The organism is Betaproteobacteria bacterium, from assembly GCA_016709965.1.
GTDB classification, from domain to species: domain Bacteria; phylum Pseudomonadota; class Gammaproteobacteria; order Burkholderiales; family Rhodocyclaceae; genus Azonexus; species Azonexus amarohabitans.
The window spans coordinates 1,565,164-1,589,467 of the sequence record JADJLT010000001.1; the positions used below are offsets into that span (position 1 = coordinate 1,565,164).

The 24,304-nt window shown below is 59.0% G+C and carries 18 protein-coding genes; 6 read left to right on the plus strand and 12 right to left on the minus strand.

All coding sequences use genetic code 11. The features are described from left to right. Positions 1–58 precede the first annotated feature (58 nt). Together glnA and IPJ12_07750 are read right to left on the minus strand one after the other, a co-directional pair. On the minus strand, positions 59–1,474 hold the full coding sequence (glnA, locus tag IPJ12_07745; GenBank protein MBK7647034.1) for a type I glutamate--ammonia ligase: 1,416 nt from the start codon (positions 1,472–1,474) through the stop codon (positions 59–61). Between the two features lie 203 nt (positions 1,475–1,677). Next, entirely contained in the window at positions 1,678–2,844 is a 1,167-nt protein-coding gene (locus tag IPJ12_07750; GenBank protein MBK7647035.1) for a cation transporter, read from the minus strand. Between the two features lie 47 nt (positions 2,845–2,891). Here IPJ12_07750 and IPJ12_07755 point away from each other — a divergent pair, with 47 nt between their 5' ends. From IPJ12_07755 to clsB, 4 genes are all read left to right on the plus strand, one after another. Beyond that, complete coding sequence (locus IPJ12_07755) at positions 2,892–3,344, plus strand: rhodanese-like domain-containing protein (protein ID MBK7647036.1); 453 nt, start codon at positions 2,892–2,894, stop codon at positions 3,342–3,344. Positions 3,345–3,405: 61 nt separating this feature from the next. Beyond that, positions 3,406–4,503 (plus strand): quinolinate synthase NadA, encoded by a 1,098-nt coding sequence (gene nadA, locus IPJ12_07760; GenBank protein ID MBK7647037.1) that lies wholly within the window; start codon positions 3,406–3,408, stop codon positions 4,501–4,503. A gap of 4 nt (positions 4,504–4,507) precedes the next feature. Further along, on the plus strand, positions 4,508–5,266 hold the full coding sequence (locus tag IPJ12_07765) for an endonuclease/exonuclease/phosphatase family protein (protein MBK7647038.1): 759 nt from the start codon (positions 4,508–4,510) through the stop codon (positions 5,264–5,266). Beyond that, complete coding sequence (clsB, locus tag IPJ12_07770) at positions 5,256–6,449, plus strand: cardiolipin synthase ClsB (protein MBK7647039.1); 1,194 nt, start codon at positions 5,256–5,258, stop codon at positions 6,447–6,449. The genes IPJ12_07765 and clsB overlap by 11 nt, the downstream gene beginning before the upstream one ends. Here clsB and gluQRS read toward each other — a convergent pair. The 6 genes from gluQRS to IPJ12_07800 form a co-directional block, all read right to left on the minus strand. Then, the gene (gene gluQRS, locus IPJ12_07775; protein MBK7647040.1) at positions 6,430–7,347 is read right to left on the minus strand and encodes a tRNA glutamyl-Q(34) synthetase GluQRS; all 918 of its coding nucleotides are present in this window, start codon (positions 7,345–7,347) and stop codon (positions 6,430–6,432) included. The two genes, clsB and gluQRS, sit on opposite strands and share 20 nt — an antisense overlap. Positions 7,348–8,233: 886 nt before the next feature. Next, positions 8,234–8,440, minus strand: a complete 207-nt coding sequence (locus tag IPJ12_07780) for a hypothetical protein (GenBank protein MBK7647041.1) — start codon at positions 8,438–8,440, stop codon at positions 8,234–8,236. Between the two features lie 139 nt (positions 8,441–8,579). Next, the gene (locus IPJ12_07785; GenBank protein ID MBK7647042.1) at positions 8,580–9,347 is read right to left on the minus strand and encodes a Spy/CpxP family protein refolding chaperone; all 768 of its coding nucleotides are present in this window, start codon (positions 9,345–9,347) and stop codon (positions 8,580–8,582) included. Between the two features lie 725 nt (positions 9,348–10,072). Then, positions 10,073–13,876: a response regulator gene (locus IPJ12_07790; GenBank protein ID MBK7647043.1), complete on the minus strand. Its 3,804-nt coding sequence runs from the start codon at positions 13,874–13,876 to the stop codon at positions 10,073–10,075. Positions 13,877–14,429: 553 nt separating this feature from the next. Next, on the minus strand, positions 14,430–14,906 hold the full coding sequence (locus IPJ12_07795) for a DUF2132 domain-containing protein (protein ID MBK7647044.1): 477 nt from the start codon (positions 14,904–14,906) through the stop codon (positions 14,430–14,432). Between the two features lie 125 nt (positions 14,907–15,031). Continuing rightward, on the minus strand, positions 15,032–15,226 hold the full coding sequence (locus IPJ12_07800; protein ID MBK7647045.1) for a DUF2894 domain-containing protein: 195 nt from the start codon (positions 15,224–15,226) through the stop codon (positions 15,032–15,034). A 123-nt stretch (positions 15,227–15,349) separates the two neighbouring features. On the opposite strand from IPJ12_07800, the gene IPJ12_07805 reads away from it, so the two are divergent. Together IPJ12_07805 and IPJ12_07810 are read left to right on the plus strand one after the other, a co-directional pair. Continuing rightward, on the plus strand, positions 15,350–17,110 hold the full coding sequence (locus IPJ12_07805; GenBank protein ID MBK7647046.1) for a tetratricopeptide repeat protein: 1,761 nt from the start codon (positions 15,350–15,352) through the stop codon (positions 17,108–17,110). Then, entirely contained in the window at positions 17,107–19,470 is a 2,364-nt protein-coding gene (locus IPJ12_07810; GenBank protein MBK7647047.1) for a tetratricopeptide repeat protein, read from the plus strand. Before IPJ12_07805 ends, IPJ12_07810 begins: the two co-directional genes overlap by 4 nt. A gap of 118 nt (positions 19,471–19,588) precedes the next feature. Here IPJ12_07810 and IPJ12_07815 read toward each other — a convergent pair whose 3' ends face one another. From IPJ12_07815 to IPJ12_07830, 4 genes are read right to left on the minus strand one after another with little or no spacing between them, the layout of a single operon-like run. Continuing rightward, positions 19,589–20,281, minus strand: a complete 693-nt coding sequence (locus tag IPJ12_07815) for a DUF2894 domain-containing protein (protein ID MBK7647048.1) — start codon at positions 20,279–20,281, stop codon at positions 19,589–19,591. Continuing rightward, entirely contained in the window at positions 20,274–20,918 is a 645-nt protein-coding gene (locus IPJ12_07820; protein MBK7647049.1) for an OmpA family protein, read from the minus strand. Before IPJ12_07820 ends, IPJ12_07815 begins: the two co-directional genes overlap by 8 nt. Before the next feature lie 2 nt (positions 20,919–20,920). Further along, positions 20,921–23,416 carry a DUF802 domain-containing protein gene (locus IPJ12_07825; GenBank protein ID MBK7647050.1) on the minus strand — a complete coding sequence of 832 codons (2,496 nt, stop codon included), beginning with the start codon at positions 23,414–23,416 and terminating at the stop codon, positions 20,921–20,923. Beyond that, complete coding sequence (locus IPJ12_07830) at positions 23,413–24,189, minus strand: DUF3348 domain-containing protein (protein ID MBK7647051.1); 777 nt, start codon at positions 24,187–24,189, stop codon at positions 23,413–23,415. The genes IPJ12_07825 and IPJ12_07830 overlap by 4 nt, the downstream gene beginning before the upstream one ends. Positions 24,190–24,304: the final 115 nt, after the last annotated feature.

Below are 24,304 nucleotides of genomic sequence, written 5' to 3' on the forward strand. Positions count from 1 at the left end.
CAAAAAAGTGAACGAAAAAAGGGCGGGAAAACCCGCCCTTTTTGTTACATCCTGTAAATTAGCAGGAGTAATACAGATCGAACTCGACCGGGTGGGTCGTCATGCGAACCTTGTTCACTTCGTCCATCTTCAGGGCGATGAATGCATCGATCCAGTCGTTGGAGAACACACCGCCACGGGTCAGGAACTCACGATCCTTGTCCAGGGCAGCCAGTGCCTCTTCCAGCGATGCACAGACGGTCGGGATCTTTGCATCTTCTTCCGGCGGCAGATCGTACAGGTTCTTGTCAGCCGGATCTCCCGGATGAACCTTGTTCTGGATACCATCCAGGCCGGCCATCAGCAGCGCTGCGAAACACAAGTACGGGTTGGCGATCGGATCCGGGAAACGGGTCTCGATACGACGAGCCTTGGTCGAGGCAACGTGCGGAATACGGATGGAAGCAGAACGGTTCTTGGCAGAGTAAGCCAGCTTGACCGGTGCTTCGTAGTGCGGCACCAGACGCTTGTAGGAGTTGGTACCCGGGTTGGTAATCGCGTTCAGAGCCTTGGCGTGCTTGATGATGCCGCCGATATAGAACAGGGCCAGTTCAGACAGGCCAGCATACTGGTCGCCTGCGAACAGGTTCTTGCCATCTTTCCAGATCGACTGGTGAACATGCATGCCGGAACCGTTGTCGCCAACGATGGGCTTCGGCATGAAGGTGGCAGTCTTGCCGTACTGGTGAGCAACGTTGTGAACAACGTACTTCAGAATCTGGGTCTGGTCGGCACGCTTGACCAGGGTGTTGAACACGGTACCGATTTCGCACTGACCGGCAGTGGCGACTTCGTGGTGGTGAACTTCAACCGGGCAACCCAGGGCTTCCAGGGTCAGGACCATGGCCGAACGGATGTCGTGCAGGCTGTCGACCGGAGGAACCGGGAAGTAGCCGCCCTTGACGGTCGGACGATGGCCTGTGGAGCCATTGCCGTCATTCTTTTCGCCAGAACCCCAAGCTGCCTCGGCAGAATGGATCTTCAGGGAACAACCGGACATGTCTACGTCCCACTCGACGCCGTCGAAGATGAAGAATTCTGGTTCCGGGCCAAAGTAGGCGGTGTCACCCAAGCCAGAGGACTTCAGATAGGCTTCAGCGCGCTTGGCGATGGAGCGCGGGTCGCGGTCATAGCCACGGCCATCGGCCGGGTCAACGACGTCACAGGTCAGGACAACGGTGGTTTCGTCGAAGAACGGATCGATGTAGGCGGTATCCGGATCCGGGTTCAGCTGCATGTCGGAGGCTTGAATGCCCTTCCAGCCAGCGATGGAGGAACCGTCGAACGCGTGACCATTTTCGAACTTGTCTTCGCTGAAGGCGGAAACCGGCACGGTGACGTGCTGTTCCTTGCCGCGGGTATCGGTGAAACGAAAATCGACGAATTTAGCGTCGTTTTCCTTGATCATATTGATCACGTCTTGCGGGGTTGCCATATGCCTTAATCTCCTAAGAAAACAAGTTGCCGGGCGATCCGGCGACAATCAAAAGTTTGTAACCCGGACTATTTAGCAGAAAGCATGCCAATGGCCAGCGAGTAATCTTTATATTTTGCCACAATGAGATGCCGGGTTTAAACAAAGAATTCGCACAACAAACAAAGCACCAGCTTAGTGCAAACTCAAATATATGCGCACCGTTATGGTGCAATCAGGCAATTGAGAGATACGCAGCGAATCGCCGGGTGCTGCTTCAGACGGGCAGACAAGGCATCTTCCGCCTCACGCAGCGCCTCGCCATTTTCGAAAACAAGATGGCTGTAAAAAACCTCTGCCTCTACCTGCCCCTTGAGATAGTGCAAAACTACTTTTTGAGGCTCCGGCAAGCCTGTCAGAAGGGGTTGTAACTCAGCGAGGAGTTTGTCCCGCGCCGGCAAACGCGTCGCATAAGTATCAGGATCCATGTCGTCTTCCGGGTCGATATGCACCAGAACATCCAGCACCTCCGGGTGCTCGCGCAGAACTCTCGCCCGTGCCGACTCGGCGATGCGATGCCCCTCGGAAACGCTGATGCGAGAATCAACCTGAACATGGGTATCCACCAGTGCCTGATGGGCCATCCGACGGGTCCGCAACTCGTGCAGATCGCGGACACCCGGCGTCGCCAGCAATGTCTTTCGAATGGCTTCGACCTGGGCATCATCAAGGCCGGTATCGATCAGCTCCTTGATTGCCCCCCAGGCCAGTCCGGCACCCATGTGCAAGATCATGAAACCCATGAGTGCGGCGGCCAGAAGATCAAGGAAAGACCAGCCGAGCAGGGCGCCACCAATGCCGACCACAACCACCAACGCCGAGGCGGCATCGGCTCGTGTATGCAAGGCATTGGCGGTCATCAGCTGAGAACGCAAACGTTCGGCGGCACGAATGAGGTAACGATACAGCCCTTCCTTGGCGACGACGGTAGCTACCGCCACCCAGAACGCAGACCATTCGACGGCAGGCAACGCATCGATATGCTGGAGCCGCATGCCTGATTCCCAAAGAATGCCGCCGCCTATCAAGGTCAGCGACACCCCCAGCACCAATGTGGCAGCCGTCTCCATGCGAGCATGCCCGTAAGGATGTTCGTGGTCAGCAGGGTGGGCGCTTTGCCGGCTGGCGTAGATCACCAGAAAGTCAGACAGCAGGTCGGAAAAGGAATGCAGCCCGTGCGCCACCAGCGATTGGGAATGGGCAAACCAGCCAACAAGCAACTGGGCAACGGTCAACACAAGATTGACCACCACGCTGACCCAGGTCGCTTTTTGTGCCTCGGCCGATCGTTCGGCAAGCGATGCGGTTAACTGGTGTTGCTCTTGTCCCATGATGTCTACCCTATACTGTTAACCTCGAATTTTAGCAGCAGGGAATTATGGGAAAGTTAACCGAGATACTGAACTTGGCCAAAGCACGTGGCGAAGCACTTGGGCGACCCTACAAAGGCGAACTGACGCCGCAGGAAGCCTGCGACCTTCTGAAGCTGGCCCCCGGCGCGAAGATTGTCGATGTCCGGACCCGCGCCGAATGGGACTGGGTTGGCCGGGTCGCAGGCAGCGTCGAGATCGAATGGAATCAGTATCCGGGCGGCGTGCGCAACCCGAATTTTCTGGCTGAACTCAAGCGTCAAGTTGACCCTGAAGCTCTCGTCATGTTCCTGTGCCGCAGTGGCGCCCGCTCGGTCGGCGCAGCGACGGTGGCGACCGAAGCAGGCTATGGCGACTGCTACAACATCCTCGAAGGTTTCGAAGGCGACAAGGATGCCAACGGGCACCGCAACACCATCGGTGGCTGGCGCAAAGCCGGGTTACCCTGGATTCAGGGATAATTCCGCAAAAACAGGTCTTGCTACGGTCAACCGGAAAAATACGCCAAATTTAGAGAACAGCATGCAAACAGCCACCATCTCCTTCGACCCGTTCAACCGCCTGTCCGACGAGGCCTGCCACGAACGCATCCGCGTCGCTCGCGCCAAACTGGGCAAAAAGGTGGTCATCCTTTGCCACCACTATCAGCGAGCCGACGTCTACCAGTACGCCGACCTGACCGGCGATTCCCTGAAGCTCTCGCGCCTGGCCTCGCAGACCGATTCTGAATACGTCATATTCTGCGGCGTGCATTTCATGGCCGAAGTTGCCGACATCATGACGGCGCCGCACCAGAAAGCCATCCTGCCGGATCTCGCGGCGGGCTGCTCGATGGCCGACATGGCCAACCTCGCAAAAGTCGAGCGCTGCTGGCGTGAACTGAACGAAGTCCTGAATGCCGAAGAACAAATCACGCCAGTCACCTACATCAACTCGGCGGCCGATCTAAAGGCCTTCTGCGGCGAACATGGGGGCATCGTGTGCACATCCTCCAACGCCGGCACCATCGCCAAATGGGCTTTCGAACGTCGGCCGAAAGTGCTGTTCTTCCCCGACCAGCATCTCGGTCGCTGGACCGGGCACAACATGGGCATCCCGATGGACGAAATGGTCGTCTGGGATCCCGATCTCGAACTCGGCGGCCTGACACCAGCGCAGATCAAGAAGGCAAAGATTCTGCTCTGGAAAGGCCATTGCTCGGTGCACCAGATGTTCCAGAAATCCCATATCGACGCCTTCCGCGCCAAACACCCGGACGGCCTTGTCATCTCGCATCCTGAGTGCAACTTCGAAGTCTGTTCGGCCTCCGATCATGTCGGATCAACCGAGTACATTGTGAAGACCATCAAGGAAGCGCCGGAAGGTACGCGCTGGCTGGTTGGTACCGAGTTGAATCTGGTCGACCGCCTGGCCAGGGAGGTTTTGCCGCAGAACAAGATCGTGCAATTCATGGCAACCACCATCTGCATGTGCTCGACCATGCAGCGCATTGACCCGCAGCATCTGGCCTGGACGCTGGAAAATCTGGCGGACGGCAAGGTCGTCAATCAGATTCTGGTACCGGATCACGAAGCCGGGCTGGCCAAGCTGGCCCTGGAGCGAATGCTGGATATTTCCTGACCCCATGACCCAACCCGCGCTGCACATCACCACCTACAACATCCACAAAGGTTTTTCGCAGTTCAACCGGCGGATGATGGTGCATGAGTTGCGCGAACGCCTGCGCCACCTGAACCCTGACATCGTGTTTCTACAGGAGGTGCAGGGTCTGCATTTGGGTCATGCAGAGAATCACGATGATTGGCCCGATTCGCCGCAACACGAATTCCTGGCCGAAGACGTCTGGGCGGCCTCCGCCTATGGCCGGAACATGCTCTACGATCACGGCCACCACGGCAACGCGATCCTCTCCCGCTTTCCGATCCTGCATTCGCACAATCAGGACGTCACCCACCTGAAATTCGAAAGGCGCGGCATGCTGCATTGCCGTATCGAACTGCCGGATGGTCTGGCGGTTCATTGCGTCTGCGTGCACCTGTCGCTATTCGGCTATTCGCGGCGCAAGCAGATGGCGGCGCTGGCCGAATACCTTGACCAACTGGCCGAACCCAACGCGCCGTTGATCGTCGCCGGCGATTTCAACGACTGGCGCAACCGGGTCGGCGACGATCTGACCCGGCGCCTCGGGCTGCGCGAAGTCTTCTGCGGCCCCAGCGGCATACCGGCATGCAGTTTTCCCGCCGCCATGCCGATGTTTCGTCTCGACCGCATTTACGTGCGCGGTTTCGACGTCATCAACACCGAGGTCCATCACGGCAAGCCATGGTCGGCCATTTCCGATCACGCCGCGCTGTCGGCGCATCTCGCCGCGAATGGCCGTTGAGTTTTTACCGGGTAACCGGCTGACCCTGCTCAATTCGGGCGACGATTACTTCCCCGCCCTGCTCGCCGCCATTGATGCCGCCGAGATCGAGATTTATCTTGAAAGCTACATCTTCGCCAACGACGATATCGGCCAGGAGGTCGCCAGCGCGCTGTGCCGAGCTGCCGGCCGCAGCGTTCAGGTCAATGTCACGGTCGACGGCTTTGGGGCGCGAAATTTCAAAATCGACTTCTTTTCCCGGTTGACCGCAGACGGCGTGCGCGTCATGTATTACCGCCCGGAAATCGGCCGCTTCAACATGCGGCGTCACCGCTTGCGCCGACTCCACCGCAAGCTGGTCGTGATCGATGGCCGCATCGCCTTCGTCGGCGGCATCAACATCATTGACGACAACAACGCACCGATCGACATGCGCCCCCGCCTCGATTACGCCGTACGTCTGGAAGGGCCGACGTTGCAACAAGTCCACCACGCCGTCCGCCATATGTGGGAAATCGTGTCGTGGGCCAATTTCAAGCGACGCTTTCGCCTCGCCCCCGTCGCCAACCCCGTCTGCGAAATCGCCGGCAAGCAGTCCGCCGCCTTCCTGATCCGCGACAACATTCGCCACCGCAATGACATCCTGCATGCCTATCTCGATGCCATTGATGAAGCAAAGCATGAAATCCTGATCGCCAACGCCTATTTCCTTCCCGGCATCCGCTTCGGCCGGGCGCTCTACGCGGCTGCGCGACGTGGCGTAAAGATCACCGTGCTGCTCCAGGGCAAGAGCGACCACCCGCTTTTGCGCTACGCTACCCAGACGCTGTATGCGACCACGCTGGCAGCCGGCATCCGCATCTTCGAGTATGAAAAGAGCTTCATGCATGCCAAGGTTGCGGTCATTGACGGCCAATGGGCCACCGTGGGCTCCTCCAACATTGACCCCTTCAGTCTGCTGATGGCCAAGGAAGCCAACATCGTGGTGCGTGACCCGGTCTTTGCAGACCAACTGGAATTCAGTCTGCGCAGCGTCATGGCGACCGGCGCCCGTGAATTGCTGGCCGACGAACTATCCCGCCTACCCATGCACTCCCGCATTTTGCGCTGGCTGGCCTATGCCGCCGTGCGCGCCATGGTCGGTATAGCCGGCTACAGTCAACGCCACTGGAATGCGGCGGAGACTAGGTCGACAAAACCTTAATCGCCGAACGCTTTGGAATGGCATCGAATTGCCAGTTTTCCCTGGCCCACGTCCAAACCTCAGCCAGCCTTGCATTTGCCATGTCGGCAGGCACAACCTGGCCCAGAAAGCGCAGCGCGCGCACCAGTTCCGCCACGGCCTGATCGGTCCGCAAGGCGCAAGCCAGCGTCTGTTTTGACAGCTTTTCGCCGGCGGCATTGGCCGCCACCGGCAAATGCGCGTAGCCCGGCATGGCAAACCCCAGACATCGCTGCAGCCAGATCTGGCGTGGCGTCGACGCCAGTAGGTCGGCACCGCGGACGATATGGGTAATTGCCTGAAAATGATCGTCGACCGTGACCGCCAGTTGATAGGCAAACACTCCATCGGCCCGCAACAACACGAAGTCGCCGACATCGCTTTCCAGATGCTGCGCGACCCTTCCCTGCACACGATCATCGAAAGCAATCTCCGCATTGTCGACACGCAGTCGCCAGGCCCGGGCCTGGCGCCCTGCTGGCAAACCGTCACGGCAGGTTCCGGGATAGGCCAAGCCGCCATCAATGGCCGGACGAGTGGCCGAGTCGGCGATTTCCTTCCGAGAACAAGCGCAACCATAGGCCAACCCGGCATTCTTCAGCTGCTCAAGCGCCTCGGCATAAGCATCAAGGCGACGGCTCTGATAGAGCACCGGACCATCCCATTCGAAGCCAAAGGCCTCCATCGTGTGCAGTATGGAATCCGCCGCCCCCGGCACATTGCGCGGCGCATCCACATCCTCCATGCGGACCAGCCACTCGCCTCCCTGCACCCGCGCCTCAAGGTAGCTGCCGACCGCTGCCACCAGCGAGCCAAAGTGCAGCGGACCGGTCGGTGAGGGGGCAAAGCGTCCGCGGTAAGCAGGTTTCGTGGTGCTCAAAGTGAGGGGCTCGGGTGACTGATGGCGTGAGGTGTTTTCGGAAAAGATTGTAGTTGAGCGCCGGGCGAAGTCGACCGTCTTCCGGACCGGCTATCACCGTTGCTGCAAATGATACTGGAGCGGCCACCCCGAACGCTTTGGGGAGATTGCGCCCCCCATAGAATCGCAACGACATATCGGTAGCGACCGGCGACCCGGCCAGCGCCAAGGTCTTCAACCCGGGAGGCTGGTTTCCGGCACCGGCGACAAAGCCGGAATGAGCGCGACATCATTTATCCCTGCGCCAGATGCCCAAATCAACATTTAAAAAACGGGCAAAATTTCCGGTTGACCGCGGGAATCGACCACTTGCCCAATCTTTGATCGAGTAAGAGCAGTGGCGAAAGCATTGCGTATAAAACGCCGATTTGAGCAGTCCCGTAACGAACGTATGAGTCAGTGATTCAGGCCGGCGCCACCAGAAAAGTGCCTTATTTCCGCCCCTCCGAGGGCATCGCAAGGCTTGATTCACCTTTACGAAACACGTTACGTATGAAATAATATTCTTCTAGCCAATATAGGCTACCTACCCGAACTCGTTGAGGCGGGTGGAGGAGACCAAATGAAAAAAAGCCCGCGGAAGACGGGCTTTTTTCTTGTACACACCCCAAAATTCAAGACGAAAAAAATGCCCGCACCAGGCGGGCATAAATCCATTTCTTGGAGGAGATGGAGGAGACAGATTCATTCTGCCCCAAACATTTGTGCAGTGCAACATATTCCGTGCAAAAACCTGAAATAATTCACACATGGTGATTTATCCAGTGTGTGAAACACTTCGCCAAGCCACCCACAACATGCAACGCGGGCTGACCAGAAACACAATAAACATCGAATAATCAGTTATTTAGGCAATCTCACTGGAAATGCTCGGTGGAACCAGGGAGCGCTCGGAGACAATCAGTCGCTTGCGTATGCCATCGCCGATTTTCCGCTCAACTTCCCACATGGCAAGCCCCTTGACGACGGCGACTTGTTGAATGGCGGTGACGACATACCCCAGTTTTGTACAGAGATACTGCGCACCGCGCTCGATTGATGACTTTACTTTCATAGGGCCACTCTCCCATGTCGTATCTGCTTCACCGGCACCCAGGAAAGGGTTCCATGCGGGGAAGGCATTCAAGAATACCATTGCCGCAGAAGCACAAAAAGAAGCCCAGATAGACTGGGCTTCGATCATTGAAGTTAAATCAGGACTTGCTCGGAGCCTTGTCGCCAATCGGCGCCTTTGGTCCAGGCTTGCCACCCATGCCACGACGCGGGCCGGCATGAAACTCCTCAAATGTCTTCTGTTGCGCCGGCGTCAGCACGGCATAGAACTCCTTGAGGGCAACCACATGCTCGGCCATCTGCGCCTGGCGCGCCTTGGACAACTCCAGCATTTTTTCAGCACGTTCCGGCGCATTGAGCTTCGCCCAGTCTTCCGGTTGGCCACCACTCAGCGCCATTCGCGGTTGCTCTGAATCCATCAGCTTCTTCCAGGCCGGCTCCTGTTCTGCACTTAGCTTCATGGCATCGTGCAAAAGGGCATGGTGCTGCTCCATCATTTTGACGTGTCGTTCAGAATGATGAGCGCCCATGTGCCCACACCCCGGATCGGCCATGGCCGCTCCAGCAGCAAATACACCTGCGCCAGCAGCGATCACAAGCGATTGGACAAGTTTGCGATATGAGATCATTTGTATCCTTTTTGATTTTGAAGCGACAAGCGAAATCAGGGAGAGAGGTTTGATCTCGCCAGAATTTGAGGTCAGCGCGAAATGCGCCCGCGACTGCGCAAGGAAGGTTTCGATAATTTGACTTTGAAGGGAAGGCTCGATTGGTTGCATTTGACTGTTCTCGTCACGTATTCGCTTGAAGTAATCTTCACACCAAATTGACCGCATGAGTTCATTTGCATTGCAACGGTTTGTATCAGGATGTTGCGCAAGCTTGGTCAGACGTTTTACGGAGTCCACCCACTCATTCGGAAATGCCGGAAGACCGGAAAGGCACCAATACAGGCCAGCGCTCCGCCCAACAACAAACGTGATCAAAATCCGGGATGACGACAATTCGCGGCCGTCGGGCCTCAGGAAACCTGGCCGCGTATGAGTCCAGCACCGACGCCTCAACGACGTGGCGTTGGCGTCACTGATTCCGCAAGCCAAAGGACATTTCACTTTTGGCCATTTTTTCCGGTTGACCGTGGGAATGGCTGCAAGGGGTCGAATATGCCTCATCGCGACTATCACGTTTCTCCAAAGCTGCCATTTGCGACTTCACACAATCGGCCAAAATCGGACGGTGAGCAATCCTCGGAAGCAGCCCTCGCATTCACCGGTTGAATCCGCATCTGAAACCTGCCGGAATGCCTTGCGAGCTCCGTGACCGAAGTTGACTTTCGGCCTCCGACCAGAATCAGGCGCTAATAAGCCGGTCACCTGCCTCTCACTTCTTAATCGTGCAGAAAGACAGCTTCTGACTCTGCCGAATTCCACCTCGCGACCTGCTCCTGTCATTCGTGCGTTCGAACGTTCTCCGGCTGGTTGAAGGTAGCGGTGGCCACTCGGGTTACGGGTAGTCGTGCTGTTTCCTGACTTTCAGCGCCAGATGTCCTTGAACGGTTGTTCCTTTTTCGGAGCGCTAAAGCTTCTGGCTCTCTGGTGCATCCCCGCAAAGCAGGCGATAAATCCGACTGAATTTATTCGTCGTGTTCGTCCAAGGCTCTCGTAAACAGCCGCACGGCTCCCTCTAAGTCGGCGACGAAGCTCTGCAACCGAGCTTCGTCGTAGCTTGGTTGCCTTAGCAGATCGTTGACCTCCTTGGCCGCTTCGAATATGGCCGAGAGGCCAAGGTTGCCCGCCGCACCCTTGATAGTGTGGACGATCTGCTCGGCTGTCGAGACGTCGCCGGCTGCCAGGCAGGTCTTTATGGTGGACACGTTATTGCCCGTCCTTGCGGCGAATCCATGCACCAGTTCTAGATACTTGGCTTCGTGATTGCGCAAGATGCGCAACCCTTTTTCGAGGTCGATGCCCGGCGTGTCCGCTAGTCGCGTCAGAATCAACTCGTTGGTCTCCGGCCGGGAAGGGGATTCAATGGCCTCGGGTTTTACATCCACGGTGACGGTTTCACGGCGAGGTAAGTATTTCAAAATCTTCGCATAGAGTATGTCCGGCTCGACAGGTTTGGCAATGAAATCGTTCATGCCTGCTGCCAAGCATGCGGCGCGGTCATCTTCGAAGGCGTTGGCCGTCATCGCAAGAATGGGCGTCGACCGGTACTCCGGCAACTCGCGGATGGCAAGAGTCGCCTCAAGGCCATCCATCACCGGCATCTGCATGTCCATAAGGATCATGTCGTAGGCGCCCGTCTTGGCCTTCTCGATAGCCGTGCGGCCGTTGTCGGCGACATCGACCCATAAGCGTACGCCATGCAGCAATTCCAGCGCCACTTCGACGTTGATCGGATTGTCTTCAGCCAGCAGGAGACGTGCGCCTTCGTGCCGGTTTCGCAACTCGCGCTCGGCAGATGACAAAGGTATCTCGTTCATCGGCATGACGCCGTGGCCGCGCTGCAGCCAAGCGGTAAACCAGAATGTACTACCCTTGCCCGGAATGCTGTCGCAGCCAACCTCGCCGCCCATCAGAAGTGCCAGGCGCTTGGTGATTGCAAGGCCGAGGCCGGTACCACCGTACTTGCGCGTGGTGCTGTTGTCCGCTTGCTCGAAGTCATGGAACAACTTGCCGATGTTTTCGGTGGCGATCCCTATACCCGTGTCTTCGACGGAGAAGCGCACATTAAGCCGATCCGGATTCTCTTCAAGCAACTCGGCCTTAAGTACGATGCCTCCCTTATCGGTAAACTTGATTGCGTTTCCGGCGAGGTTGAGCAAGGCTTGGCGAACGCGCAGCACGTCGCCTCGGAGCCACACTGGCACGTGATCGCTATCGACCTTGACTGTCAGGCTCTTGGCGCGCGCTGATTCACCGATGATGGACGCGGTCTGGTCGAGGACTTGCCCGAGCGCGAAATCGGTCTGTTCGAGCGTCAACTTGCCGGCCTCGATCTTAGACAAGTCGAGGATATCGTTGATAATCGACAGGAGATGTTTCCCGGAGGCGTCAATCTTGCTCAGTCGCTCGGTCTGCTGTAACGAGAGCCTGTCCTTGCGCATCAGGTGAACCAGACCGGTGATGGCGTTCATCGGTGTGCGGATTTCGTGGCTCATGTTTGCCAGAAACGCGCTCTTCGCCCGCGTCGCATTCTCTGCTTCGCAAATCCGCTCCTCTAGCTGGCTATTGAGCTCGGTAATCTTTGCCGATCGCTGCAGGACAAGGTCCTCCAAGTGATCGCGGTAAGTGCGGAGTTCAGCCTCTGCACGATGGCGTTCGATCACAATCGAGACCAACGAAGATGCCTCCCGGATCATGTGCAGGCGTGCCTCGTCGGGAGCGGCGATCCTTCGGTAATACATGGCGAATGTCCCGATCACACTGTGTAAAGAGTCCCGAATTGGTTCCGACCAGCAGGCAGCCAAGCCAGCGCGCGCTGCGAGCTCGCGGTAGGGCGCCCAGTTCGGATGGGTCTGAATATCGTTGACGATGACCCGCTGCCCCGAGTAGGCGGCAGCCCCGCAGGAACCGCGACCATCGCCGATTTCGAGACCTTCGATGGCGTCGCAGAAAAAAGGCGGCAGGCTCGGCGCAGCACCGGTGAGCAGGTGTCGACCGCTCTCATCGAGTAGGAGGATGCTGCACATGACTTCAGAATCGATCGCCTCCAGACCGACAGCGATCGAACGCAGTATCTCCTCCTGTGAGGCGCCGTCCAGAATCTGCTGGAGGATGTCGTTGCGGTAAACCTGCAGGCGGTCGGCCAGCCGATTGCGCGTGATGTCGCGAGACAGTACCATGTAGCTTCGGTCTTCCTGTTCCGTGCAGGGTTTCGCGGAGATGGACAATTCGAACCAGTGTCGGCCATCCGGCAAGTCTAGTGCGATGACCTCACCAAATGAGGTGCCGCTTGCTGCGGCTTCCCGGACCGCCGACATGACAGTTCCGGCAGCTTCCTGCGGCAGCATCTCGTCCACGGTATGCCCGAGCAATAGTTCTTTCTGGGCCGCGAGCAGATCGGGATTCCTCGCCCAGATGTTGATGTATTCTCCCGCTTCGGAGAGTTCGAACAGCAGGTCCGGTATAGCTAACAGTGTGGCCGAAAGGTCTGCATTGGATCGTTCGAGATCCTGTTCCACCTGGTGTAGCGCCACGAGCTGCGTACCCAGTTCGCACGCCTGTGCGGCGATATGCTGCTGGTTTTCATGCAGAATGACACGCATCCGTTCGTGCGAATCGGCAAGGAGTGTGAATTCGGCAAGGTCGGAGTCGATGTGGATTGGCTCGCCGAGCTCTAACTTCCCCACGCGCTCGCTGGCACGTGCAAGCGACTCTATCGGTCGCGAAAAACGCAAGGCGATCCATTTTGCGGCGTACATTGCGATCACAAGCATCAGTGCCGTGATGGCAATCAGCACGTTCCGCACCAGTTCAGCATTGCCTAGAATCACGGCGCGCGGAAAGGCGTAGCGCAACTCCATGTCGGTGCGGCCTTCCAGACTGACCCTCGTGCTGCCGAGCCACCAGTTCCCGCCGGATGCATCCTTGACCCACCGCCCTCCGCTCACAGGGGCGGCAAAATCGTTCTTCGAATATGAAGCGAGCGGGTCATCGTCGGATGCGTCGCGATCGCCGGCGATCAGGTTCCGATCGCGATCGAACAGCCAGAACCGCGCCGACCACGGTGCCGCAACCTTCCTTAGGTTCGGACTCAACGATTCAAGGTTGATATCCATGGCGACGACGAAGCCGTTCTCCATGCTGCGGGCAAGCGTGATCCCGTCACGGCCTGAACTGAAAAACCGGTAAGGAGGTGTTCGGATTACGCGCTCGGCGCTGACTGCCATCTGGTACCACGAACGCGACCGTGGATCGTAATCATTGGCAGAAGGCTCGAAGCGACGGCTCAATACGTTGAAATCTTCGTCAAGCCCAAGCCGCAACTGTCCCTCTTCGCGCATGTCTCGTGCGCGTTGGGCCTGCACGAGCCAAACGACATTGGGGGCAACGAAGAATTGTTCGCGGTCGTATGCATTCTTGATTTCGCGCAGGTTCAGGTACTCGCCGCCAGGTCCGCCAACGTAGACGCTCTCCAACATAGGATTCGCGCGCAGCAGTGAACCTTGGGCGGGAAGTCGCGTGATCCAATCCCCAAGCTTTCCGCTTTTTAGGTCTGGAACATTAGATAGAAGGTTCAACAGTGAAGTTGGGGGCAGGAGCAGGCGATCAAGTTCAAGACCAGCTTGCGCAGCCATCGCGTTCGCGTTTTGCTCGACCTCCTTGTCCGACAGCCAACTGAGTAAGAAGTAACTCCCCGCCGCACAGGCGATGCCAAGCACAAGTACCGCCCCGCCAAGCATCTGCTGCAGTTGTTGTCGTATTGCAATCATCGATAGCTCCCCTCACGGCACTATCTCGTTAGACGTACCTTAGAGATTTAAATAAAGACCTCTCCGTACCGTCGTTGGCTCGCCGATGATTGTCTGCGAACAGGGCGCCACTTAATCTAACGACATCAGAACGTAACCCGGCCCCTGAGCACTTTCCCATGTGACAAAAACGCAGCACTGGCGATAATTTTTTAATCATCATAGCCGGTATCTCCAAGCGAACGCCAAATTAATATGGCGCAATTGCTTAAGCATCAGGCTTTGATACGTTGTCTTGATTACTCGAAGGTCAGCTGACTAATGAACAACCTGTAGCTCATCAGGCGAAGGCTGGACGACAGCTAAGGCCAACAACTCTGTCACATGGCGGTATTGTTGAACGACAGCTCCAAGCAGTTAACTGCCGTTGATCCGGAGAAACAACAATGGCCGCTTAGGGCACCGAAGCGACAATGCTCCGCCCATATTCATCGCCCACAACCGGCCTTCGTTCAACTTGGAAAAACCAGAACGAGCCCGCCTGGCGAAAGCTTTAAACAGGCTGATTCCAGACCTATTTCTTCCACTTCGCCCACGGGTCCACATCACCGCCAACAGGGGCGCTTGAAGTATTCGATGTCCGTTTGTCCGGTCTAGGACGGCGCTCGGCATTCTGGTCATGCAATGCCGCTTTTTTGGTGCGTTTTTCGCGCAAGCGCTCGGCGTCTTCCAGACTCAATTCCGCCGGTTCTCCCGGGGTTTGATCTGACGGAATGATGCGATCTCGGGGGGGTAATTCAAATTGATCGTCGGAGGCGCGCGGCAGGCTCTTGAACTTGTACAAATAAAAGCCTTCGACTTTCTCTCGCGCCCAATCGGTCTTCTTCAGAAATTTGCAGCTGGATTCAATGCTTGGATTTTTGTTGAAGCAGTTGATATTCAAGTAGGCAAACAGGATTTCAAAACCGTAATAGTTCACGATTTCTGTCAATACCTGCTTTAACCCAACGCCATGGAGTGGGTTGTTCGTGTGAATTGAATCGGCGTTCATGAAAATACTCAAGCAAGAGGAAACCGATCATTGTACCTGCGACCATGCAGACAATTGCAGCGACTGCTCGACTGCTCGACTGCTCGACTGCTCGGGTGATTGGATGCTGCTTGTCGCACCATGTTTTAGTGCCGGGAATTCATCGGGCCGGCGTTTTCCGGGGCCTGGGCGAGGGTTTGGGTGCGTTGTTGTTCGGTGCTGAGCCTGGACCACTCGTTGCGGTAGTTGGCGACGGATTTGAGTTCCGGACCTTGCGGGCCGCCACCGAGGGCGGGGTTTTCGATTTTGGTCAAAATTTCGGGTTGACCGTGGTTAACCATGGAAATGGTACCAATACGCCACCAACCCACGCCATGCCAATGGTATGCTTTGGCTGATCTGATACGAATGCGAGGTGAATCTTGCTCTTGGCTCTACGTTGTTTGCTGGCCGGATTATCGCTCGTGCTGACCGAGGCGCATGCCTTGTCGCCGGCCGAAGTATTTCTGGCGATTGGGCCGTCGGTCGTCGTTCTTGAAGCCGTTGACGAAACGGGCCGAACGATTGGTAATTTCAGCGCGACGGTCGCTGCTACCGATACCTTGGTGACGGTTTGCAACGGCATCGATTCGGCATTCGGGTTACGTGTCGTGCGTGCCGCAGGAAGCCTGAAGGCCAAACTGCAGTCGAGAGACTTCGAGCGAAATCTCTGTCTCATTTCAGCACCGGGTGTGGAAGGCAGACCGCTGGCAGCAGCGCCCGCAGACATCGTCACGGGCAGCAGGGTATATGCCGTGTCCAACGCCCTCGGTCTCGGCGTCGGGATTTCCGATGGAATATTCTCCGGCAAGCGCAAATTTCCGGGCGGCGAATACCTGCAATTCACCGCCCCTGTCTCCCCCGGATCGGAAGGCGGTGCGCTGATCGACGATCAGGGGCGTCTCCTCGGCATCATTGATTACCGGCGACGCGACGGGCAGAACGTTAACTTTGCCATCCCTGCGGCCTGGCTCGATCAAATCCGCGCTCGCGTGGCAAACAACACCTCGCATCAACAGCAGTACGAACGGGCACAGGCCCTTGCCGGCAATAAGGACTGGGATGTTTTGTTGCAGCATGCCGAAAGCTGGGCAAAAGCCTTTCCGGACAGCGCCGATCCATGGACTTTTCTTATCCGCGCCGCCCACGAGAAAAAGTTGGCAGATGCCGAATTGCGGGGCTGGAAGGCGTTGTATCGCATCGATCCGTCACAGCGCATGCACGGGCTTGGACTCGGATGGCAACTCGCCCTGCACCAGCAATACGATGAAGCTCTGGAACTGGTCCGGCAGCTACTTGCAAATAATCCGGCGGACGGCTCTGCGTGGTACCTGCAAGGGATGCTCCAGCAAGCAAAAGGCCGTTTCGAAGATTCGGAAAAATCGCTGACTCGAGCCGTTGAACTCGATCCATGGCTGATCGAGGCGTACCAGAGTCTGGCGCGCATTGCCCAGGCACGCGGCAATTGGGCGCTGGCGATTGCCACCTGGCAGCGGCTTGCCGGTCTTCGCATCAACGATGCCGAGGCCCAATGGAGCTTGGTCAACGCCTATTTGCTTTCCGGCCGGCCGCAAAAGGCTTGGCTTGTCGTCGAAAGACAGGGCGAAAGCCAAGCTGGCAATACGACCTACTGGTACTGGCGTGGCCGAACGCTTGCCGCTTTGGGCGCTCACGATGCGGCCTGTACGGCTTACCGGAAAAGCCTTGATCTCAAGGTAGACAATGCCTGGTCGTGGGGCGCGATCGGGTTTTCCCGCACCGAGCAAAGGCGGCTTCCGGAGGCTATCGCAGCCTTCCGGGAGGCTCGCCGGCTTGCGCCCGACAACGAGGAATGGACCTATCAGCTGGCAATCGCCCTCAAGGATGGTGGGCGCCCCGAAGAGGCGCTCGCGCTGACCAGCGGCCTGGTCGCCAACAGTCCTCAGCAATCGCGCAACTGGCGCCAGCAAGGGTTCGTGTTGAGCATCCTTGATCACCCCAAGGAGGCGGTCCCGGCACTAGAGCGATCATTGCAAATCGAACCCCGGCAGATAAAGGTCTGGAGCGCCTTGATTGAAGTGAATCACCAGTTCGACCGGAAGGCAGAAGCCCGCCAGGCTTACGAAAAGTTGCGCGGCTTTGACAGTGCTGCTGCCGAAGCAATGTATCGACAGATCATTCTGCCTGACGAGGCGTATACCCCATGATGCGACACCCGCTTTACCAGTTGGGCGTATTGGCTGCCGCTGTGTGCGCTGCAGGCCTTCACGCCGCCGAACCAGCCGATGCCGAGGAAGTGTTCCGCCGTGTTTCCCCTGCCGTGGTTACGGTCTATGCAATGGACGACAAGGGCGGCATCGAGGCGCAGGGGAGCGGCGTTGTCATCGGCGCCGGGCTGGTCGTCACCAATTGCCATGTGGTCCAGGATGCAACCAAGCTGGCGATCGATGCCGGGCAGAAAAGATGGGAGGCCAGTTGGGTCCGCCGCGATGCCTCCCGGGATGTCTGCCTGCTATCCGCTGCCGGACTGAATGCCCCGACCGTGGGCATGCGAGATATCGCAACGCTTGGCGTCGGCGAAGCTGTCTTTGCGATTGGCAACCCACTGGGCTTCGGGGTGACCGTCAGTTCAGGTCTCGTTTCCGGCCTCGCCGGCAAGGGGAGCGCTGGTTACGTGGTCAATACTGCCGCCCAGTCCCCCGGATCGAGCGGCGGCGGCTTGTTCGATCGGGAAGGACGCCTGGTCGGCGTTACCACCGCGACACTGGGAACCGGCCAGAACCTCAACCTGGCCCTCGCCACCGATGAGATTGCCACGCTTTACAAACAGGGGCAGCGCCCCCCGGAAAACCTCGTCCTGCCAGTCGCCGATCGGCAATGGCAACTTGAAGCCGAGGCGTTGCAGCAGAGCGCCGCCTGGAAAAAACTGGAAGCACACGCCGCGGCATGGCGGGCTTATCACCCGGAGTCCGCACCGGCAATGGTCTATCAAGCCATGGCACAAAATGAACTGGGGTTGCCAGCAGCGGCCATGGCCACGCTGGAAAAGGCTGTTTCAACGGATGACCACTTTGCATTCGCCTGGCTGAACTACGCCATCGTTGCGCGGGCTATGGGCCGCAAGGACATAGCGGTGAAAGCGCTGGACCGTGCGCAAGGCATTCTGCCGAATTACTCATTGCCGAGCGAGGTGCGGGCTAGCTGGGCGCTGCAGGAAAAAAATCCATCCAAGGCGAGAGAAGATATCCGCAAGGCGATTCGGCTGGCACCGGGCAGACCCAGTAGTTGGCGGTTACTGGGGCAAAGCGAGGAAATGCTTGGCAACGGAAACGCCGCCGTCGCGGCCTATCGTGTCGCATTGCGGCTGGGTGACACCAGCCCGGAAATTGCCCAAAGGCTGACCAAACAACTGGCCGAAGCCGGGAAGCCTGACGAGGCAAGCGCGGTCGCCGGGAAGGCCGTTCTCGGCCGCAGCGAAGCAGCGCGCTCGGAGCTGGCCATTGGTCACGCCGAGCTCAAGCGAAACCGGCTCGCTCCTGCAGAGTCGGCGATGAAAAAGGCAGTCGAGCAGGCGCCGGAACTTCACGAAACATGGCAGGGCCTGGCTGCTGTGATGATTGCCAGCAAACGCCCGCGGGAAGCTGAGCACGCGCTCGACGAAGCCTTGAAACGCAGCCCGGATAATGCCGATATCCTGGCCAACCGCGCTGTGCTTCGGCGTGAGATGGGTTCCCGTTCAGGCGCCGAGGATGATATTCGCAAAGCGCTTGCACGCGACCCCGGAAACATCGGCGCTCTGCGCATTCAGTCTGTCATGCTGGTGGATGCCAGGAACTTCAGGGGCGCGGTGGCCGTTCTGGCAAAAATGGACAGCTTGGGCGCCGCGGGGACGGAGGAGTTGATCAGCCTGGGTGATTGCCAGGCCGAAACCGGTGCATATATTGAGGCGCTTGCCACGCTGGCTCGTGCGGAACCCAAGGCTGGCGACAACGTTCGGTTTTATCAGGCCAAGGCCAAGGCGGAGGGACGTAGCGGCAAGCTTCAGGAGTCACTGGTCTCTCTGGAAAACGCCCTTCGGATAGACTCGACCAACCAGTGGGCATGGAGCAGCAAAGGCTACGCCCTGCTCAAGCTCGGGCGGACAGCGGAAGCGGTCGAGACGCTGGAAACCGCAGTACGGCTGGCGCCGGATTTCGCCAATGGCTGGATCAACCTGGGGCAAGCACAGATGCAAGCCCGAAACCTGGGACGCGCCATCACCGCGCTGGAAAAAGGTATCGCCCTTGCCCCGGATGCCATGGATGCCCGGCTATATCTGGCTCAATCTTATCTGTCTTCGCGGATCACACCCAAAGCCCGCGAGCAGGCCAATTGGCTGATTACAAAACAGCCGGCGTTCGCCCCGGCACACGCCATCCTGACGCTGGCGTGCCTGCTCGAAAGCGATTTTCCCGGGGCGACCCAAAACTATGGACGGTTGCGGGCGCTGTCGCCCGAGATCGCCAAGAATATCCGCCAGCAGGCGCTGGCGGCCGGCGTTAGCCAAGCCCGGGGATGGGCAGAGTGATGCATCGGTAAAACAAACGGATGCCTCCTGATACCGGAAAATCCGGAAATTTGGATTTCGATCGAAATTTCCGGTTGACCGCAGGAGGTCATGTGAATGAGCACAGGTCGACAATGCACTACCGCTTGCTCGCGCCGCGTTTTGGGGGTCTCAGTTTTTTCTCTTGATCACCAGCGGCTGAGCGACCCGATGCAGCCCGCGTCGGGTCGGCTTGTTCGAGCCAGATCAAGGTGTCGATGTAGGACATGAAGCCTTGCAGGTAGTCCGGCGCAATGTCGCGCATGCGTTCGAGGCTGCGCAGGACGAGGTGCTGGGAGTTCATAGGGCCGGCATTTTCCGGGGCCTGGGCGAGGGTTTGGGTGAGTTGTTGTTCGGTGCTGAGCCTGGACCACTCGTTGCGGTAGTTGGCGACGGATTTGAGTTCCGGGCCTTGCGGGGTTTGGCCGGTGGAAATGGATTTGAAATTTGGCCGATTTTTCCGGTTGACCGCAGGAATCTCGTTTTTGGCCGGTGTCGCATCTGATTGCACGTGGGCGTGCTGGTTGATGTAGGTGAGCAGGTCGGCAAGCGGGCTGGCGGTGGTTGATGGGGTAATTTCAGTCGGCTGCGGCGCCGAGTTGGCGGCGAGTTCGTCGGCAATGGCGCTGATTTTAGCGTTCAGCGCTTGGCGGATTGGTTCGGCTTGGCTGCCGGCGCGGCGGGCCAGCGCATCGAGATAGGCGAAGCGCACGGGGTCGCGTTCGGGGGCGCCGCTGGCGCGCAGGGCAGCGAGTTGGGTGGCGATGGCCTCGCTGTCTGGAGCGTCAGCCATTGGCCTTGTTGCCGTTGGTGCTGGATTTCGGCACCGGCGCCATTTCGACGCGGCGGTTGCGGGCCCGGCCGTCTGCGTCGCTGTTGGCGGCGACCGGTTGTTGCGACCCGAAGGCGGCGGCGAAGATGGCTTCGGGCGGCACGCCGTCGTCGATTAAGGTGCGCGTCACGGTGAGGGCGCGCTGGGCCGAGAGTTCCCAGTTGTCGGCGAACTGGTGGTTGCTGCCGCGCACCGGCATGTCGTCGGTAAAACCGCTGACCATGAGCATTTGTTCGCTGGCGCCGAGGTAGGCGGCGATGGGCTGCGACAGGCTCTTGAGGAGCTGCTGGCCTTCCGGCTGCAATTGGTCGGAATTGAGCGCGAAGAGGACGTTGCCGCTGATGCCGATCTTGCCGTTGTTGAGCGTTACGCGGCCGGAGGCGAGCGGGCCGGCCAGGGCTTTTTCGAGCGCCATGCGGCGTTGTTCTTCTTGCTGGCGCTTGTGGATTTCGCTTTCCAGGCTGGTGACGAGTTCGAGCTGCACGCCAAGCACGCCGACCAGGATGATCACGAAGGCGCCGAGCAGGCCGGACATCAGGTCGCCAAAGACGGCCCAGATCGGCGTGCTGTGTTCAACGCTGGCGTCGATGTCTTCCATGTTCAGGCCTCGCCGGCTTTGTCAGACGGAGAAGCGGCGACGCGCTGCAGGTCGTCGACCATCTTCTTCTGCGACATGATACTGAGGTCGATGATTTCCCGAGCCTGGGCGACGTAGTAAGCGAGCTGCTCATCGCTGCGGGTGAGCGACTTGGCCAGCGCACCTTCGATGCGTTGCAAGGCGGTCATCATCTTGTCGTTGGAGTCGGCGAAGAGCTTGACGGCGTGGCCGAAAGCTTCGCCCAGGCTGGCGACTTCCAGCGCCCCGCCGGTAATGCCGGCGCCGATATCGACCAGCTTGCCGGCTTCGCTCTCGACCTTGGCGGCGAACTGGCTGCCGACGCGTTCGAGCAGGTCGGCCGACGAGGCAACCAGCGCGTCGATGGCGCTGCGCTGCTCGGTCGAGGCGTGGTTGATGGCGTCGAGCAGGGCGCCCAGCGTTTCCATGATGCGGCTGCGTTCTTCGAGCAGGCTGTTGTCGCGCGCCATGCTGGCCGACAGTTCGTGGCGCAGTTGGCCGATGACTTCGGCGGCCGCCTTGGGCGCTTCGGCGGCGGTTTGCATCAGGCGGGTGACTTCAGCAATGGTCGTTTCGGCCTGACGCTGATTGGTGGCAACGAGGTCGTGAGCCGTTTCACCCAGCGTTTGCGTAATTTTTTCCTGCTGCGCCAGTGTTGCTTCGCCGGCTTGCTGCCATTGCGCTTCGAGCTTGCCGGCCATGGCGGTCAGGGCATCGGTGAAATGCGCCTGGCGGGTCTGTTCGCCGCTTGCCCAGTCAGTTTGCCAATTGGCTTGCGTGGCGCGCATGTCGGCGAGCAGCGCGGCGGTGCGCTGGGCGAAGGTCTCGGCGAGGCTGGTTTGCGTTTGGTCGAGTGCTTGGGTCAGGCGGTCGCTGGCTTGTTCGTGCTTGGTCAGGGCGCTGGTCCATGTGTCGGAAACCGTTTGCACGGCACCGTCAAAACGCTGGGCGATGCCATCGAGCTGGGTTGCCACTTGCTGCGTCAGTGCGGCTTGCTGCTCCTTCGTGGTTTGCGCGAAGGCGGCGTGGCTGGTGGCGAGTTCGGTTTTGAGCGCGGCGTGGGTGCCATTGACCGAATCGAGCAGTGCCTGCGAGCGTTGGCCGAAGGTGTCGGCAAAGGCGGTCAGGGTCGTGTCGAGTTTCTGGTTCAGGGCATCGCTGGTGCTGGTGTGTTGGGACAGCGCAGTTTGCCAGGTGTCGGCGACTTGCGTGACGGCCTGATCGAGGCGGCTGGTCACCCCGTCGAACTGGCTGGCCAGGGTGGCGGCCAATTGTTGCTGGCTGGCGTTGGCCGTTTCGGCCAGCGTCGCGTGTTGTTGCGCGGCGTCGGCCTGCAGCTTGGCCTGGTTGTTTTCGACCGAGGTGAGCAGGGCGGCGGAGCGTAGCTCGAAGGTATCGGCATAGGCGGTGAGCGCAGCTTGCTGTTGCTGGTGCTGGGCGTCGGTGGCTTGTTCGTGGCGGCTCAGGGCTTGCGTCCAGGTGTCGCTGACAGTCGTCACGGTTTGCGTGAACTGACCGGCGATGCCTTCAAGCTGGCCTTCCATGGTGCCGAACAGCTTGTCGTGCAGGCTGCGCGTTTCGTCGGCGATGCTCGCCATGGTGGCGGTGACGACCGGCTGGATGCTTTCTGCCGCCACCGTCGCGCTGTCTTTGAGACTGGTTTTGAGCGATTGATCGACTGACTGGGCGAGCTCGGTGTACAGGCCCTTGGCTTCAGCGTGGAAACTTTGCTGGCTGGCCAGCAACTGCTCGCCGAGCTGGCGGTGGTGGTCGGCCATCTGGCGCATCATGGCGTCGAGCTTGCCGACCAGATCGGGCAGCGCTTGCGACTGGGCCTGCAGGGCCTTGAAGGTTTCCTGACGCTGATGGGTGAGCGAGAAATCACGCAGTACGCTGGCGATCTTGCTGTCGAGCAGTTGGCCGACTTGCAGGCGGTCGCGCCGACACAGCGCCGAAATCAAACCGAGCATGGCCGAGGTGGCGACACCGGCAACCGAGGAGCCGAAGGCAACGCCCAGCCCCCTGACTGGCGCGGCCAGTGCGGAGCGGATGGTGTGCAGGTCGGTGGTGCTTTCCAGTGCCAGTACGGCGCCATTCAGCGTGACGACCATGCCGAGGAAGGTGCCGAGCATGCCGAGCAAAACCAGCAGGCCGACGAGGTAGGGCGTGATGCCGGGGCCGGGCAGGGCGACGCGCTCGCCTTCGATGCGCAGGCGGACGGTGTTTTTCAGGGCGGCGGGGACTTGTTGTAGCCATTCGCCAAGGTGGCCGAGGTCGTCCGGAATGGCGTTGAGCGCCTTGGCCAGTGCCGTGGTGTTGTCGTGGAAGCGCCGCATTTCGAGGGCGCCGGCCAAATACACGACCGTGATGACGCAGGAAACGGTGAAGGCCAGCGAGTTGCCGCCGATGTAGCCAATGGCGACCCAGGCGACGGCGAGCAGGCCGAGGATGAAAGCGAAAATACTTAGATTGCGGTTCATTGCTTGGTAACTTGTGTTGGGTTGCCCCCATCGCCGAGCGCGGCGATGAGCCCGGCAACGGGTTTCAGGCGAAGTTCGAGTTCGGCGAGCAGGACGGCCTGCGTGTCCCGGCAAAAGGCCTCCAGCCAGCTGCCGGGCTGCGTCCAGTTGGCGGGTTCATCGCTGGCGGCCTCAGAAAGCGCATCCCGATGCTCTTGATAACGCTGCGCAAAGCGCCTGGCGACCAGCATCGGGATCGTCCCCAGCAGGTTGCGCTCACGCCCGGCCAGCGCTTTTTCGAGGGTGGCATCCAGATCGGCCAGTTGCCGATGGGATGGCGAGGTTTCGGCCAGGATTTTACGCGCGTTGCCCCGCAGTGCACCAATGCTGGTGTTCATGTCGCGCTGGTGTGTCAGATAGTAGCGATGATAGGGCGAATAATCCGCAGCACTTTCCGCCGTGGCTTGCGGTAACGGCACCGGAAAGCGGATACGGGCTGCTTCGGTACCGAAAACACCGTCATTCAAGATCGACTCGGACAACTGTCGACGCACCCTGGCCAGTTGATCACGCAATAGCTGGGCAGCCGAGTTCGTGTTTGCGTGGGCGGCCGAAGTCCCCTCCGTGCCGCTATTCAGTACAGAGAACAGTGCCAGTGCGTCCGAGAAATCCAGCCATTGCCCGAGCCGTTCGCCAAAATCATATTTTGGATCATGGGGCTCCGGGATGGTTTCGGAGAGGATACGAACGAGACCGGAGCGATTGAATGTGGTGCGCGGCAACCTGCTTGTCATGCGCCAATCCGATATCAGTGTGCGAAAGGGGCGCAAGGCTACTATAACTTTGCCATGCGGTCAGCACGTCCGACCAGATGGGCGCCTCAGCCCGACAACACTCGCTGTTCGCGAT

Excerpts from the sequence above, each read along its gene's own strand:
- IPJ12_07800 (MBK7647045.1), bottom strand. The coding sequence starts at position 15,226 with ATGGTTAACCACGGTCAACCCGAAATTTTGACCAAAATCGAAAACCCC.
- IPJ12_07795 (MBK7647044.1), bottom strand. The coding sequence starts at position 14,906 with ATGAACGCCGATTCAATTCACACGAACAACCCACTCCATGGCGTTGGG.
- IPJ12_07830 (MBK7647051.1), bottom strand. The coding sequence starts at position 24,189 with ATGACAAGCAGGTTGCCGCGCACCACATTCAATCGCTCCGGTCTCGTT.
- IPJ12_07755 (MBK7647036.1), top strand. The coding sequence starts at position 2,892 with ATGGGAAAGTTAACCGAGATACTGAACTTGGCCAAAGCACGTGGCGAA.
- IPJ12_07820 (MBK7647049.1), bottom strand. The coding sequence starts at position 20,918 with ATGGAAGACATCGACGCCAGCGTTGAACACAGCACGCCGATCTGGGCC.
- glnA (MBK7647034.1), bottom strand. The coding sequence starts at position 1,474 with ATGGCAACCCCGCAAGACGTGATCAATATGATCAAGGAAAACGACGCT.
- nadA (MBK7647037.1), top strand. The coding sequence starts at position 3,406 with ATGCAAACAGCCACCATCTCCTTCGACCCGTTCAACCGCCTGTCCGAC.
- IPJ12_07815 (MBK7647048.1), bottom strand. The coding sequence starts at position 20,281 with ATGGCTGACGCTCCAGACAGCGAGGCCATCGCCACCCAACTCGCTGCC.
- IPJ12_07765 (MBK7647038.1), top strand. The coding sequence starts at position 4,508 with ATGACCCAACCCGCGCTGCACATCACCACCTACAACATCCACAAAGGT.
- IPJ12_07780 (MBK7647041.1), bottom strand. The coding sequence starts at position 8,440 with ATGAAAGTAAAGTCATCAATCGAGCGCGGTGCGCAGTATCTCTGTACA.
- IPJ12_07750 (MBK7647035.1), bottom strand. The coding sequence starts at position 2,844 with ATGGGACAAGAGCAACACCAGTTAACCGCATCGCTTGCCGAACGATCG.
- clsB (MBK7647039.1), top strand. The coding sequence starts at position 5,256 with ATGGCCGTTGAGTTTTTACCGGGTAACCGGCTGACCCTGCTCAATTCG.
- IPJ12_07825 (MBK7647050.1), bottom strand. The coding sequence starts at position 23,416 with ATGAACCGCAATCTAAGTATTTTCGCTTTCATCCTCGGCCTGCTCGCC.
- IPJ12_07810 (MBK7647047.1), top strand. The coding sequence starts at position 17,107 with ATGATGCGACACCCGCTTTACCAGTTGGGCGTATTGGCTGCCGCTGTG.
- IPJ12_07790 (MBK7647043.1), bottom strand. The coding sequence starts at position 13,876 with ATGATTGCAATACGACAACAACTGCAGCAGATGCTTGGCGGGGCGGTA.